This is a genomic window from Lysinibacillus sp. RU7 (genome assembly GCF_057837305.1).
Map to the genome: position 1 here is coordinate 1 of NZ_JBYQFK010000046.1, position 14,413 is coordinate 14,413.

General features: G+C 38.0%; 12 protein-coding genes. 6 read left to right on the forward strand and 6 right to left on the reverse strand.

Features of this window, described 5'->3' with window-relative positions; translation table 11 throughout:
- Nucleotides 1–121 precede the first annotated feature (121 nt).
- The 3 genes from AC3II9_RS20995 to proB form a co-directional block, all read right to left on the reverse strand.
- Nucleotides 122–1,009 (reverse strand): DMT family transporter, encoded by an 888-nt coding sequence (locus AC3II9_RS20995; protein ID WP_489158618.1) that lies wholly within the window; start codon nucleotides 1,007–1,009, stop codon nucleotides 122–124.
- Between the two features lie 222 nt (nucleotides 1,010–1,231).
- The gene (locus tag AC3II9_RS21000; RefSeq protein ID WP_489158620.1) at nucleotides 1,232–2,494 is read right to left on the reverse strand and encodes a glutamate-5-semialdehyde dehydrogenase; all 1,263 of its coding nucleotides are present in this window, start codon (nucleotides 2,492–2,494) and stop codon (nucleotides 1,232–1,234) included.
- A gap of 11 nt (nucleotides 2,495–2,505) precedes the next feature.
- A complete protein-coding gene (proB, locus tag AC3II9_RS21005) occupies nucleotides 2,506–3,591 on the reverse strand; it encodes a glutamate 5-kinase (protein ID WP_489158622.1) in 1,086 nt (361 codons plus the stop codon).
- Between the two features lie 503 nt (nucleotides 3,592–4,094).
- On the opposite strand from proB, the gene AC3II9_RS21010 reads away from it, so the two are divergent.
- Nucleotides 4,095–4,601 (forward strand): sigma-70 family RNA polymerase sigma factor, encoded by a 507-nt coding sequence (locus AC3II9_RS21010; RefSeq protein ID WP_489158624.1) that lies wholly within the window; start codon nucleotides 4,095–4,097, stop codon nucleotides 4,599–4,601.
- 124 nt (nucleotides 4,602–4,725) lie between these two features.
- Here the strand turns inward: AC3II9_RS21010 and AC3II9_RS21015 are convergent, their stop codons facing one another.
- The 3 genes from AC3II9_RS21015 to AC3II9_RS21025 form a co-directional block, all read right to left on the reverse strand.
- Nucleotides 4,726–5,028 carry a hypothetical protein gene (locus AC3II9_RS21015; protein ID WP_489158626.1) on the reverse strand — a complete coding sequence of 101 codons (303 nt, stop codon included), beginning with the start codon at nucleotides 5,026–5,028 and terminating at the stop codon, nucleotides 4,726–4,728.
- Nucleotides 5,029–5,152: 124 nt separating this feature from the next.
- On the reverse strand, nucleotides 5,153–5,551 hold the full coding sequence (locus tag AC3II9_RS21020; protein ID WP_489158628.1) for a glucosamine 6-phosphate synthetase: 399 nt from the start codon (nucleotides 5,549–5,551) through the stop codon (nucleotides 5,153–5,155).
- A 203-nt stretch (nucleotides 5,552–5,754) separates the two neighbouring features.
- Nucleotides 5,755–7,374: an MFS transporter gene (locus AC3II9_RS21025; protein WP_489158630.1), complete on the reverse strand. Its 1,620-nt coding sequence runs from the start codon at nucleotides 7,372–7,374 to the stop codon at nucleotides 5,755–5,757.
- Nucleotides 7,375–7,481: 107 nt separating this feature from the next.
- Here AC3II9_RS21025 and AC3II9_RS21030 point away from each other — a divergent pair, with 107 nt between their 5' ends.
- The 5 genes from AC3II9_RS21030 to AC3II9_RS21050 all read left to right on the forward strand — a co-directional run bounded on the left by AC3II9_RS21030 (nucleotide 7,482) and on the right by AC3II9_RS21050 (nucleotide 13,920).
- Nucleotides 7,482–9,554 carry a DNA topoisomerase gene (locus AC3II9_RS21030; RefSeq protein ID WP_489158632.1) on the forward strand — a complete coding sequence of 691 codons (2,073 nt, stop codon included), beginning with the start codon at nucleotides 7,482–7,484 and terminating at the stop codon, nucleotides 9,552–9,554.
- A 272-nt stretch (nucleotides 9,555–9,826) separates the two neighbouring features.
- Nucleotides 9,827–11,185, forward strand: a complete 1,359-nt coding sequence (locus AC3II9_RS21035; RefSeq protein ID WP_489158634.1) for an aspartate kinase — start codon at nucleotides 9,827–9,829, stop codon at nucleotides 11,183–11,185.
- Nucleotides 11,186–11,439: 254 nt separating this feature from the next.
- Nucleotides 11,440–11,967 carry a tubby C-terminal domain-like protein gene (locus tag AC3II9_RS21040; RefSeq protein WP_489158636.1) on the forward strand — a complete coding sequence of 176 codons (528 nt, stop codon included), beginning with the start codon at nucleotides 11,440–11,442 and terminating at the stop codon, nucleotides 11,965–11,967.
- Between the two features lie 54 nt (nucleotides 11,968–12,021).
- Nucleotides 12,022–12,228, forward strand: coding sequence for a thymidylate synthase (locus tag AC3II9_RS21045; RefSeq protein WP_391370269.1), 207 nt, complete (start codon nucleotides 12,022–12,024; stop codon nucleotides 12,226–12,228).
- Nucleotides 12,229–12,342: 114 nt separating this feature from the next.
- Nucleotides 12,343–13,920 carry a Na/Pi cotransporter family protein gene (locus AC3II9_RS21050; RefSeq protein ID WP_489158638.1) on the forward strand — a complete coding sequence of 526 codons (1,578 nt, stop codon included), beginning with the start codon at nucleotides 12,343–12,345 and terminating at the stop codon, nucleotides 13,918–13,920.
- The last annotated feature ends 493 nt before the right edge of the window (nucleotides 13,921–14,413 follow it).

A 14,413-nucleotide genomic window follows, 5' to 3' on the forward strand; every position in this document is an offset into this window, starting at 1 on the left:
GTATAGTAAAACAGGTGATGTTGTGCATTTTATTTTTCATAAATTGTATGAAAACCCCAACATTTATTATAGAACCACAAAAAAGCATGCCCTAAATAATAAGACATGCTCTAACCTACATCTATGTTTGCTGATCTACTACAACGACCTTTTGTTGCGGTTGGTATATTGTATATAAAATGGCACCGAAAATTAGTAAAATACCAAACACTTGTAGTAATGTTGGACGGAATGATAAAAGTACGACGTCCAGTAAAATCGCAACAACCGGATCAACGAATACGAGTACTGACACGACAATCGTTGAAAGATTACGGATGCTATCAAAGAATAAGTAATACACAAACCCGGTATGAATTAAGCCCGTTCCTAAAATGTAGAGCCAGTTTGATGTTGTCAGCCCGTCAAATAGCGTGAAGTCACAAAATGGCGCTAACATAAAAATACCAACAATTGTTTGGATAAACGTGAGAGCATAAGAGGATAAGCCGGTAATCGTTTTACTTGTAAACATTGTTAAAGCATAAAAAACGGCTGACAGAAGTGCCCACACAAACCCAGAGCCAAAAAAGCTATCTAGGGATGTGAAGTTGTCGATGCCAATGATGAAAATACTACCGATAAAGCATACAACCGTTGCACAAATAGCCCCAATTGTCATTCTTTCAGCAAGTAATACAGCCCCTAAGATTAAGACAAAAATAGGCGCTAAATTATAGATTGATATGGCAATCGAAATGGACATCTCTTCGAAAGCCTTAAATAAAAATACCCAATTCAACACGATAAAAATGCCACAAAGAAGCGTTTTACCTACTTCTTTTTTCGCCCATATTTCTGTTTTATGTCCACCGGTAGCAAGCCACATGCCACCTAGGAAAAGTGTGGCACAAATACACCGGACAAAGACAAGTTCAACAGCAGGAATGCCTGTATGTATTGTGAAAAAGCCGATAGAGCCGAAAATAGCCATCGAAATCGTTAATTTAATCATTGCTGCGATATTCAAAATTGTTCCCCCCATGTATATCAATATAACAAATTCACGTAAAGAGAAACATAGGCTTTTGGTAATTTAGGGAAATGATATGTTAAACGATTGTGGTAGGGGGCATGTTGGAGACTAATTATCTGTGTGGGTGTGGCGCTACTACTATTCCCGTAATTACTAAAGGCAAAGGAACAGAGAAAAACGTAAGAATCTGCAGAATGAGATTCTTACGTTTTTTTGCTATCCGCGTGTTTGACCTTCACCGTACACGTAGTATTTTGTTGATGTTAACGCAGGTAAGCCCATTGGACCGCGCGCGTGTAATTTTTGTGTTGAAATGCCGATTTCAGCACCGTAACCAAACTCAAAGCCGTCCGTAAAACGAGTCGAGGCATTATGGTACACAGCCGCTGCATCAATCGAATTTAAGAACATCGCTGCATGGTGTGCATCTTCCGTAACAATTGCTTCTGAATGGTTTGTCCCGTATTTGTTAATGTGTAAAATCGCTTCTTCAACAGAATCTACCACTTTAGCACTTAATGTTAAGTCTAAAAATTCTTCAGCATAATGTTCTTCTGTTGCTTTTAAGGCAGTTGGCAGGGCACTACATACTTTTTCATCCCCGTAAATTTTAATGCCAGCATCGGATAATGTAGCTAACAGTGCTTCACCATGTTCATTAAAGAAATCTTGGTGTAATAGTAAGCTTTCTGCTGCGTTACAGACAGAAGGGCGCTGTGTTTTAGCATTTAAGATAATTTTTGTTGTCATGTCGTATTTAGCTGATGCATCAACAAATACGTGACAGTTTCCAGCACCTGTTTCTAGTACAGGTACACTTGCTTCGCGTACAACTAAATCGATTAAGCCTTTACCACCGCGTGGAATGAGCACGTCTAAGTAGTCGTTTAAGTTGAATAATGTTTTCGCTGTTTCACGCGATGTGTCTTCGATTAGTAAGACCGTATCTTGTGGGAAGCCAACTTTTTCTAATGCACGATGGATGGAAGCGACAAGCGCAATATTGGAATACTTCGCTGATGAAGAGCCACGAAGCAATACCGCATTGCCTGTTTTTAACGATAGGGTAGCAGCGTCAATTGTTACGTTTGGACGCGCTTCATAAATCATCCCAATTACACCAAGTGGTACGCGTTTTTTTACGATTTTTAAGTCGTTTTCTTTTGTAATCTCTTCTAATACTTCGCCAACTGGATCTGGTAAATCAACAAGTAGACGAATGGCATCGCTCATTGCTTGAATCCGTTCTTCATTTAACATAATGCGGTCAAGTGTTGAAGTTGGTAAACCTGATTCTTTCCCGTCTTGTAAATCTTTTTTATTTTCTTCGATAATGATGGCTTGATCTTCTAACAGTTGATCAGCAATGGCTAGTAGCGCTTCATTTTTTTCAGCCGTTGATTTTGTATTCATTATAAAGCTCGCTACTTTCGCTCGCTTTCCTTTTTCGATTACTTCATTTTCCACGATTGTACTCATCTTTTTCCTCCTTAAGCTTGAATCCAATTATTACGGTGAATGACGACTTCAATTGGTTCGTCCAGTTCATCTGTTCGTTTTCCCATTACTTTTTCAATTGTTTCACTGGAGTATAATGTTTCACCACGACCAATTAATACGTGGCGATCATATACTTCCACGACGTCTCCTTTATCGAAATGTCCTTCCAATGCATAAATACCTGCAGGAAGAAGGGATTTCCCACCCGTCGTTAATGCTTTTACGGCACCTTCATCAATGAATAATTTCCCACTCACTTCTGTTAGGGTTAACCATTGCTTATTCATCGGCAAAATTGTGCAATATTTACTTTCAAAGTATGTGCCGTCACCATGTCCATCTAAAATCGTCATGAGCTTATCTGCACCCGCACCATTTCCAATAAATACTTTCACACCCGCATTCATGGCATATTTGGCTGCTACAAGCTTGGACTGCATGCCGCCTGTCCCGACTTTTGAGCCGGCACCAGAAGCAAAGCCGAGCATTTCATCTGTAATCTCTTCGATGTGGTCGATGCGTTTAGCATCAGGGTTTTTTAGTGGGTTTGCGTCATACAAACCATTGACATCCGTTAAGATAATGAGTTGATCGGCATGTACTAAACCACTCACAAGCGCAGATAGCATATCGTTATCGCCAAATGTGAGCTCAGCTACTGATACTGTATCATTTTCATTAATAATTGGTAAAATTGAACGTTCTAAAAGTTCTGAAAACGTGGCATGTGCGTTTTTATAGCGCTTCTTTTCACTAAAGTCGTGACGTGTAAGTAAGATTTGAGCAGCGACCATATCATATTCGCTAAATGCTTCTGTGTAGCGGCCAATGAGTAAACTCTGACCAACAGCCGCAGCTGCTTGTTTGCCTTTGATCGTAACGGGTCGAGAAGAATAGCCAAGTTTACGAAACCCTGCTGCTACAGCACCTGATGACACAAGGAGTACATCGTGACCTTGCTGCTTTAACTTGGCAATCGCTTCAATATGATCCATAAACTTTTGGGAATCTATCTCACCTTTTGCATTTGTCAGTGAGCTACTTCCAATTTTGACGACAATTCGTTTTCTCTCCATAATGAATTCCTCCAATAGAAAAAAGCGCTTTTCGCCTAAATCAATAGGACGAAAAACGCTTTCCGTGGTACCACCTAAATTGAATGCAACTGCATTCCACTTGTTCTCTTAACGCTGAGTCGGCGCCTAGTTTTGCTAGGAGCTTGGTCGAAGTAGGTTCAGACGTCTTTTGCTGCACGCACCTTTCAGCCTATGGGTGTCGCTCTCTAATCCAGCTAAGTCACGCTTACTAGTCTTCGCTATGCTTTTGGTTATTTGTGTATAAGAATGCCTGACAATTGCACTTTTGTCAACAGCGTTTTCGAATTTGTAAAAATAAAATAAGTATAAAACGTAAAAATAATAGGGATTGAATGTATTTGATAAAGTGAAATCAAGTAGTAAAGTCGCTTTTTCGTTCTTTTTTATAGAAAGTCCTTTTTGAGATTATTTATGCTTTTCAGTACGTTTACATTACCTAGGAATAAACAGAACATGCATGATCTAGAAGGACGAACAAGGTAATGGAGTTTGAAAAGCTAGTTACTGAAATGGAGCCTGTCATAGAGAAGCTATTGTCCAAATGTCGTATTTATAAAAATCGCGATGAGTATAAACAGATTGCATTCATTGCGTTATGGCAAGCATGGGAAACATATGATTCAAGCAAATATGAGTTGAAGGCGTATGTATATAATCAAATGTGGTACGACGTCATTGATGCTTTGCGCAAAAATGCGAAAAAAGAGGCACGCTTTATTGCGACAACAGATGAAAAAATGACCTTTTATGTGGAGCAAAAACAACAAACCATTTCCGAAAATTCACTGTTTGAAAAGGTAGCAGGGCAGTTAAAGGAGGCGGAAAAAAAGCTACTCCACGATGTGTTTATACACGATAAATCCAATGAGCAACTAGCAAAGGAGTACGGCATTTCGGTCGAGGGAATACGAAAACGTAAACATCGCTTGCGTCAGAAATTGATTCATACATTTCAGGGGAAGGTAGCGAAATTAAAATGTCATGATTAATGTTGCTTTGAAAAAATGGGAGTAAAAAGAGGCTAGAAAAGCGCTCATATAAAAAATAAGCATGAAAATGAGCGCTTTTTCGTCCGTTTAAAGGTCTATTCTTTCAAAATACATACTACTCTTTTCACTCAAACGCATCCTTCAGTTTTTGAGGCATCATGCTGTACATAATTCGCAATGCCAACATTAAACCTACTATGATGAGCATCCACTCAATAGCCTTTTCAAACGAGCCTGTTAATGGTAATGGGTTTAGTATTTCTTTTCCACCTATAATGATGATGATTGCTACAATCCATGCTAAGAAGAAACTGCCGATATATTGTACCCACTCTTTCTTTGTCAGCTTGTTAAAGGCTTCACGATACTTTATGTAATTTACGACTGCCGTAACAATCACAATAGTAAAAGAAAGCCACGTACTCATGGAATCACCTCATTTATTATACGAATCAGACCTTATTGAGTTTCAGATTTTTTCCTAAAGAAGATAACTAAATATATAAAAAATGATCTCATTCTAGGAGAAGAGACCATTTTTTCTGTATGAGTTAATTCTTATAAATGGTTTGAATAAATGTATCCCGCTCTTCAGATGATTGCTTAACATCATTGACTAACATTGCGCCAACTGTATGTTCAGTCTGTTCATCATCAACAAGGAATTGTAAATTAACAGGTTGTGTTATTTCTTCAACAGGACATTTCCCCTTAAATTCCACTACTTTTTGTCCGCGTTGTGTCTCGAAAAACACCCAATCACTTACTTCGCAATAGTTATTAAAGGCTTGTTCCACTGTTAAATTACTATTGTCCACTAATGTTTGGCTCTTAACATAGTCAATATACGCGTTTTCTGTAATCGCATCTTTAGGTCCGTAAAAATAGTAAAATGCACCAATAAGAAGTATTGGGACAATCCATAAAACGGTTCTTTTCGTTACTTTCATCTTCCATTCCCCCTAGCTACATATAAGTGCATTATAACATTGGTATGTATATATTTTCTAGATTAATATAATATTTTCTGTTTTATGCACGTAAATTGTATTTTTGAGAATAAAATCATTTATTTCTCTTTAATTATCGAAATAATGAAAAAATTGCCCGGGAAATAAGAAAGACGAATCGCTATAACGATTCGTCTACTTTTTTAAGAAGTGGAAGAGATATATTTCTTACGAATAAATGCTAAAATAAATGCCGTTACTAAAATCAGAATAGAGATAATGCTAGCTGACATAAACAATCCACCATATCCGTTTTGTGCAGCCATTGTTGTAATGTCTGTTACAGTAGATGTAATTAGCTCTTTTAGCGTTGGGTCCTGGATATTTGCGATCGCTGTACTTATTGTGTCTTGAGAAAATGCCGCGTCTCCGGTAAAACTTTGTGCAAATTGCCCGATTTCAGCTTGCGCTTCACTAGATAGCGTTACATTAGTTAAGTTTGCTTGCAGTTTTTCAGGAAACACTGTTGCAAAAAGAGTAGGCATATCATTAAAACCACGGGCGATAAATCCAGCATAAATCGTTGGTGCAAGCGTCATCCCGATTTGCCGAACTAAAGAGAGCGTCGCAATAGATGTCCCTTTATCTTTTTTAATCCCTTCCGTTGCTAAAATATTGAGCGGTGCACCGAGGATCATCCCCATACCAACTCCTGCTACAATAGATGCTACGATAAAGTGCCATTTTGCCTCAATCCAAAATGGGAAGAGGAAAAATCCAATCATGGAAAGAATCCCTGATAAGATAATCGCGAAAATCGGTCCTTTCTTATCGACAAAGGCCCCGCCAAATCCAGCGCCAACTCCCGCAGCAATGGCAAGTGGTGTCATCCAGTATCCAGATTTTTCTGCAGGGATGCCTAATACTTGTTCAGAAAACGCAGGAATAAAAATCATGGCTGCTAATAGTGCGCCTGAAAACAATCCGATAAGTAATGTAAATAAGTAAGGTGGTTTTTTTAGTAAGTTAAAGGGTAAAATAGGGTCTCCATTTTTGGCTTCCAGTCGACTTTCATAAAATAATAAGCCGATAAATAAAGCAATTCCTGCAAGAATAAAGCCATATACAGTTGGTTCAAGTAAACTGGCAAAGAAATGAACACCCTCGATATTCGTGAGCCCATACATAATACCTAAAATGGCGAGTGATAATAGAACTGTTCCGAATAAGTCAAGTTTGCCTGGATTTGGCTCGCTTGTTTCTTCTAGTTTTAGTAAACCAAAAATGATGAGGAAGATAGCGATTGGCACATTGATTAAGAAGAGCACATGCCAGCTACCCGTTACATCCATTAAAAAACTACCAACGTTTGGCCCTAATACAGCAGCAATGCCGTTCATCCCACCTAGCATGCCAAGTGCTTTCCCTTGTTTTTCGGCAGGTAGCGTGCTCAGTATATGTGAGCTACCAATGATGAAAATACCGCCACCACCCATTGATTGAATAAAGCGTGCGATTAAATAGAACGTAAAGTTTGGGCTAAGTGCTACAAGCAATGAACCGATTCCAAAAATCGCAATTTCAATAATAAATAATTTTTTTCGTCCGTAGCGGTCTGAGAGCTTTCCAATGATCGGTACACTGATGGCTAAACCGAGTGTGTATATTGTGATTCCCCAAGCTCCCCAGTTAGGAGAAACGTCAAATGAACTGTTAATCGTTGTGAGTGCTGCACTAATAATCCCGTTATCGAGTGCAGCCATAAATACGCCGATTGCAAAAAGAGCCAGTGCCCAAGTTTGTGAAGAAACGTTTTTCTTCATTTTATAAGCCTCCTTCTAGATAATGAATTTGCTGTCCCCATCGCATGAATTCACATTTACAAAACATACGTTCTTTACTATACTTACGAGTAAAAGGAGGGGATGAATTGAAAGCGTTATTAATCGCCGAAAAACCTTCCCTAATGCGCGATATTCAAAAGGTTTATAACAAAATAACACTACCGTATATAATTGATTTTACATCTTTTGTCGGGCATGTTGTAGAGTTAAAAGAGCCACATGAGTATCATGCAGAATGGAAAAAGTGGAGTTTAGATCTTCTCCCAATGATGCCAACTAAATATGAATTTCGTGTAAAAAAGAGTGCTTATAAAGTATATAAAGATATTGAAACATTGCTAAAAACGAATCAATATGACTTTATTATTAATGCTTGTGACGCAGGGATGGAAGGAGAAAATATCTTTTATTCTTTCTATAAAAAAGCTAGATGTACACTGCCTGTAAAGCGTTTTTGGACATCACAAACGACAGACGCTGCTATTCGTCATTCTTTAGAGCATTTAATCGATGAAAACGATGAAATGATTCGGAATTTACGCAACGCTGCCATGTACCGGATGATTTTTGACTGGCTAGTAGGGTTAAATTTAACACGTGCGGCAACCGTAAAAGGTGGACGTACGATTAAAGTAGGGCGGGTCATGACACCTACTTTAGCGATTGTCGTAAAACGAGAGTTAGAAATTCGAGATTTCGTTCCAACGCCGTATTTCCAACTTGAGTTAGATACAGGTGAATTGAAAGCACTTTGGTTCGATCCGATTGCGAAAACAAACAAGCTTGATTCGTTGGAAGCTGCACAAGCGATTCAGATGAAGTTAACACCAACTGCATTCGTGAAGCAAATTCAAACAGAACGAAAAACAATATTTGCGCCGAGTTTGCATTCTTTACTAGAACTACAAAAAGAGGCAAATAAGTTTTATGGCTTTACGTCGGCGGAGACGCTAAAAATAGCCCAAAGCTTATATGAAAAAAAGCTTATTACGTATCCCCGTACCGAGTCCAAACATTTACCAACTGCATTCGCTAAAACGATTGCTCATCAAGTACAAGCAGCGGCCACTTTACCACAGTTTGAACAAGTAGCCAAACACATTTTAAGTAATGAAGGCCATATACAAAAGACGATGTATGCGAAAAGATATGTGGATGATAAAAAATTAACCGATCACCATGCCATCACGATTACCGATGTATCTGTCGGCAAGAAATCTTTAACACCGGCAGAGGTGAAAATTTATGAGTTGATTGTCAAACGACTGCTCGCTATTTTTTTACCTCCTTATGTATTAGATAAAACGAATGTCATGCTATTATGTGGGGGGCATCATTTTAAAGCAAGTGGCAATACGGTGATTGATAAAGGCTACACGGTTCTTTACGAAGCGCAAAAGCGAAAAGAAGAACGGCCGCTACCGCTACTAAAAGAAGGGCAACAGTTAAACGTTCATAGTAGCCAAATCTTATCGAAAATGACAGAGCCACCAGCCCGTTATACAGATAGTACGTTGCTCGATGCGATGTTTCATGCAGGCCGCTTTGTGGAAGATAAAACACTCCAGGCCATCCTGAAAGATGCTGAAGGCATTGGAACAAGTGCAACGAGAGCAGAAATTATGGAAAAACTTCTTTCAATCGGTATGATGATGCGGGAAGGAAAATCACTTGCGGCAACCGATTTCGGGATTGATGTTATTAGGTCGCTTGGTGATCATGATGTTGTCTCACCTGTTTTGACGGCTGTGTGGAGCAAGAAGTTAAAGGATATTGTGGACGGCTCTCTTAGCTCGCGTCAGTTTTATACAGACATGCAGCAATTTATTCACGATACAACCGCAAAAATGAAAGCACTTGAAATGACCGTTGCAGAAAAAGAAGTCGTGATTGTAGGGAAATGTGTTACATGTGGGGATTCAGTAGTAGAAGGATTTAAAGGGTACAATTGTACAAATAAATCTTGTAAATTCTATATTAGCAAATCACTCATGAAAGGCAAAATTACGCCGACTGATATGAAAAAGTTACTCGCGGGGAAAGAAACGCGAGAGATTTTGTTTACATGGAAAAGCGGTAAAAAAGGAAAGGCAAAATTAAAGCTAAACGGTGAGAAACTGGAATTTCTTTTTACCCCTAGTAGACAACAAAAGAAATAATATACGCATGCTAACTAGACGTTGAAAGTATATGGTGATACTATTTTTATTCATTATGTAAATTTTACTTTTGAAAATGAAAATAACTTACCATTTCAATCAAATTTACATATAATAAACAAACAAGTTCGGAAATTAGTCACTTTTTATTTGGATGATTCGTTTGATTTTTTAGAATTCTCTTGACGTTTACGCCTATAGTTTGTACACTGTGGGAAATCAAATGTTTTTTCTAGAAGTACAACAACATTATTAAGTAAGGATCTGGTGAAATGATAGTATGTAAATTTGGCGGTACTTCCGTCGCAAGTGCAGAGCAAATTAAAAAAGTATTTAACATTGTTAAATCGAATCCTGAACGCAAAGTAGTTGCTGTTTCAGCTCCTGGAAAACGTTCAAGTGAAGATATTAAAGTTACAGATTTATTAATCGATCTAGCGGAAACAGCACTTATTGGCGGTGATGTTGAGTCAAAAATTAATGCTGTTGTCAATCGATATGAAGATATTACAAGTGGTTTAGGTTTAGATCAGACGATGTCGGAAATTATCGCTGCAGATTTACGTGAGCGTGTTGCAGGCGATAAGTCTAATAAAGATTTGTTTATCGATAATTTAAAAGCAAGTGGTGAAGATAATAATGCGAAGCTAATTGCCGCTTACTTTAATGTAGCGGGCTTACCAGCGCGTTATGTCAGCCCAAAGGAAGGGTTACTTGTTAATGATCTTCCTGAACGCACATATGCTTTACCTGAAGCCTATGAAAAATTAAGCGTATTAAAGGATACAGAGGAAGTCGTGATTTTCCCTGGCTTCTTCGGCTATACTAAAGACGGTATTTTACGTACATTTGACCGTGGTGGTTCAGATATTACAGGGTCAATTTTAGCTTCAGCTGTGAGCGCTGACCTTTACGAAAACTTTACGGATGTAGACTGTGTATTTTCAGCAAATCCAAAAGTAATTAACAACCCAGCAGAAATTAAAGAAATTACTTATAGAGAAATGAGAGAGTTATCATATGCAGGTTTTGCTGTTTTCCATGATGAAGCATTAATGCCTGTGTATAGACAAGGTATTCCAGTGAACATTAAAAATACAAACAACCCATCCGCACCGGGTACACGTATTGTACCAACTCGTTCAGAGCAAGGTCGCTCGGTGACAGGGATTTCAGCAGATAGCGGATTTTCCATTTTATACGTATCAAAATATTTAATGAATCGTGAAGTTGGCTTCGGACGAAAACTGCTTCAAATTATTGAAGAAGAAAATATCTCTTATGAACACACACCATCTGGTTTAGATGATATTTCAGTCATTATGCGTTCGAATCAATTAACACCAGAAAAAGAAGAGCGTATTGTAAATCGCGTAAAAGAAGAATTACATGCAGATGATGCACATTTCCGTCATGGCTTCTCGATGATTGTCATCGTTGGGGAAGGGATGCGCAATAATACAGGGCTAGCTGCACGTGCAACAACAGCTATTTCTTCGACGGGTGCAAATATTGAAATGATTAATCAAGGTTCTTCTGAAGTAAGCCTAGTGTTTGGCGTAAACAAACAATTTGAAGACCAAATTTTAAAAGCGTTATATAGCGAATTTTTTTCCGCAGTGAAAATGTAACGAATAGCGATTGTAGCTAAAATCATTTGCTTGATTTTAGCTTACAAAAAAACACTTGTTACCAAACTAGCCTTGTTAGATTATTTCTAACAAGGCTAGTTTGACTTTCTTCCAACAAATCACCTCTTAATCAGTATTCCAAAAGATCGGTACTTGATGAATATCAAGTATTTGATGTACATTATATGCAGTCGCTCGATTTTCTAAATAGAATTTGGAACAAAATAAAAGTTATTTTTTAAAGGGTTGAACAGATGAACGTATTTACATATGAAGTACCCGCAAGATTAAATGCCACGGAAGATATACCAATTTTGGAGGCAGGTCAACATGCCTTTACACTAAATCGTGTATATGACAATGGCTTGAAAAAACTATTGGACGGCTATTTTGATTATCGTTACTTTTTAAAGTATGTAGTGAAAACAACAGAAGACAACGCTGTATTTATGTGTCGTAAAATACAACGAAAAGGTCGTTTATGGTATGAGGCAACGGACTATCGTACAAATGAAACATACGTAATTAACTATGAGAACTGGCGAATTGGCGTGCCTGAGCTGTTTATTAAAGGCCACGCCCTCGAAATAAAAATCGATAAAGCAATGGAAGATTGGTCAACTTTTCTCATTGGTGATACAATGATTGCTCGTTGGCTACCAGTATATGATGAAGTATCGGACACGTTTAGTATGACGTTAGAAATCATGCAAGAAAGCCCAATACAAGATGCAGCCTTTTTTTTAGCGATTGCACAAGCGACATTATTTATTGGTGCGTAAAATGAAGGTTTTTGTCATTCGCATGGACTGTGAATATGGTATAAAGGAGAACTTATGAACATAGTATTTGTTTTAACAGCAACAGGTGAAGAAGTTTTAGAGATGGTCTCAACAGATGTGGCAGGCCTCTTAGCAGCAGTACAAGGGGAAAGTGTTACATTCCCACATGGTAATTACCAATATGATTTTCATAATTTAGATCACTACTTAGAAGATGGCGTATATCGTCAAGAACTCGTGATTTACTTGAAGGCTGTGTGAATGCACAGCTTTTTATTTTTAACTTAATGTTGTTTTATTGTAAATTTATTGTTAATTTTATATGAAAGAACTGGTAGACTTAATAGTTGACTAGTAAATATTGGTGGTGTGTGAATGCTTACGATTTTTGGTGGGATTGGTTTATTTTTATTAGGTATGACAATGCTGACAAATGGGTTAAAAGAAGTGGCGGGTGAAGCGTTAAAAAGGTGGCTCAATACATTTACAAGAGGGACATTTACAGCAATTATAACAGGTACGCTCATGACCGTTTTAGTGCAGTCCTCGACGGCTACAACGCTGTTAACAATCGGCTTTGTTAGTGCAGGCTTATTAACATTTTTACAATCGATTGGCGTCATTATCGGTGCGAACATCGGGAGCACGAGTACAGGCTGGATTATTTCATTAATCGGCTTTAAAATTAGCCTTCAAACGATGAGCTTGCCGATTATTGGTGTTGGTGTATTTATGTCGTTAATTGCACCAAATGACATTAAAAAATTTGGTAGTGTCCTTGCAGGGTTTGGTTTACTATTCCTTGGGATTGACATGTTACAACAGGGGATGGGGTCAGCACAAGACTTGATTTCTTTTGAATCCATTCCTGCTGATTCGTTTGTCTCGATTATTTTGTTAATTTTGATTGGGTTAGTGATGACGGTCATTATGCAGGCATCGAGCGCGGCGATGGCGGCAACACTAACCGCCTTATTTGCAGGGGCTATTGACTTTAACCAAGCAGCTTATTTAGTTATTGGGCAAAATATCGGTACGACAGCTACTGCACTTTTTGCAGCAATTGGTGCATCTGTATCCGCTAAGCGTACAGCGATGACGCATTTTTTATTTAATGCGATTACAGCTGTCTTTGTCACAATTGGGTTTACATATTTTATCAAGGTAGCAAAGTGGATCACAGAAAGGATTGCTGGAGAATTTGACCAAACGCTGGCACTTGCTATTTTCCATACGATGTTTAGTGTAATCGGGATGATTATTTTCTTACCGTTTATGAAAGTATTTGCAAACGTACTGATGAAAATTATACCTGAACGTGAAAATGCATTAACGAAAAATCTGGATGATAGTTTAATACAAGTACCATCTGTAGCGATTTACGTCAGCTACAAAACACTTCGAGATATTATGATTCATTTAACAGGTGCATTACAAATACTCATTAACGAAAAGAAAGTAACGGTTGAATATGAAAAGATGATGCTTGAAGTAGAAGAAGCAATCAATCAAACACGTGATTTCTTAAATTTAGTCCAGTCAACCTCTAGTAAAGAGCGGCATCAACATATTTGCATTTTGCACACACTGGATCATTTAAGCCGTTTAATCAAAGTGCTACGAGAACAACAAAAGGTGGAAGCGATTTATTTCCAAGAGAAATTAATGATTAAATGGCAAGCAATTTTAACTGATATTACAGAAGTGCTACATGATGACGATAAGTTATTAGAAATTTCGATTATACTTGAACAAACTTCGCAAGAGATGGCACAAGAACGTCGTATTAAACGTGCGGAATACTTTGAACGTTCCGTAACAAGTGAAAAAGCATTAGAAGAAGCGGTATCAAAGGTAGAGGCCCTTCTATGGATCGATCGACTCGTCTATCACTATTGGCGTGCAACCGCGAGAATGGCAGAATTCCAAGCTTTAGAACAAGAAGTAAAATAACAGGGTGCGGGAAAGTTTTTACTTTCCGGTACCCTATTTTTATGATGTAAGGCTTTTAATCAAAAATCGTAATGAGCAAAAATCGATCCTAAAATACCATTTTGATAGTGAAAGGTTTGTATCATAGCCTCCGCACTTTCGTCGCAAAGAAAATCTTGGCACCTATGGCGATGGCGCGCTACGGCAAAAGTCAATGCTTCTCGATGTGCTAGAAAAATATTTCTCTTCTCTAAAAGAAATCATTTTCTTTCTATTTGCAGGTGTAATTACCCAGCCTCTACCGCAATGAATGAGCATCTTTCTTTACTTTTAGCCAGATGTGTTGATTAACAAAATATTTCCTTTATAGAAGCGTGCTTTTTAGTAAAACGTGATCAAAAATGACTTGCCAGTTGATTGTAGCGGAATCGGCGAGACCATATCTGTATACTTAAGAGATATTTCATGAAAAAGATGAGATTTAGCCCATTCATTCGTTCCTTTTTTCATAAAA

Bases quoted from the DNA above. Each gene is read 5' to 3' on its own strand.
- AC3II9_RS21000 (WP_489158620.1), bottom strand. From the start codon at position 2,494: ATGAGTACAATCGTGGAAAATGAAGTAATCGAAAAAGGAAAGCGAGCG.
- proB (WP_489158622.1), bottom strand. From the start codon at position 3,591: ATGGAGAGAAAACGAATTGTCGTCAAAATTGGAAGTAGCTCACTGACA.
- AC3II9_RS21010 (WP_489158624.1), top strand. From the start codon at position 4,095: ATGGAGTTTGAAAAGCTAGTTACTGAAATGGAGCCTGTCATAGAGAAG.
- AC3II9_RS21015 (WP_489158626.1), bottom strand. From the start codon at position 5,028: ATGAGTACGTGGCTTTCTTTTACTATTGTGATTGTTACGGCAGTCGTA.
- AC3II9_RS21020 (WP_489158628.1), bottom strand. From the start codon at position 5,551: ATGAAAGTAACGAAAAGAACCGTTTTATGGATTGTCCCAATACTTCTT.
- AC3II9_RS21025 (WP_489158630.1), bottom strand. From the start codon at position 7,374: ATGAAGAAAAACGTTTCTTCACAAACTTGGGCACTGGCTCTTTTTGCA.
- AC3II9_RS21035 (WP_489158634.1), top strand. From the start codon at position 9,827: ATGATAGTATGTAAATTTGGCGGTACTTCCGTCGCAAGTGCAGAGCAA.
- AC3II9_RS21040 (WP_489158636.1), top strand. From the start codon at position 11,440: ATGAACGTATTTACATATGAAGTACCCGCAAGATTAAATGCCACGGAA.
- AC3II9_RS21045 (WP_391370269.1), top strand. From the start codon at position 12,022: ATGAACATAGTATTTGTTTTAACAGCAACAGGTGAAGAAGTTTTAGAG.
- AC3II9_RS21050 (WP_489158638.1), top strand. From the start codon at position 12,343: ATGCTTACGATTTTTGGTGGGATTGGTTTATTTTTATTAGGTATGACA.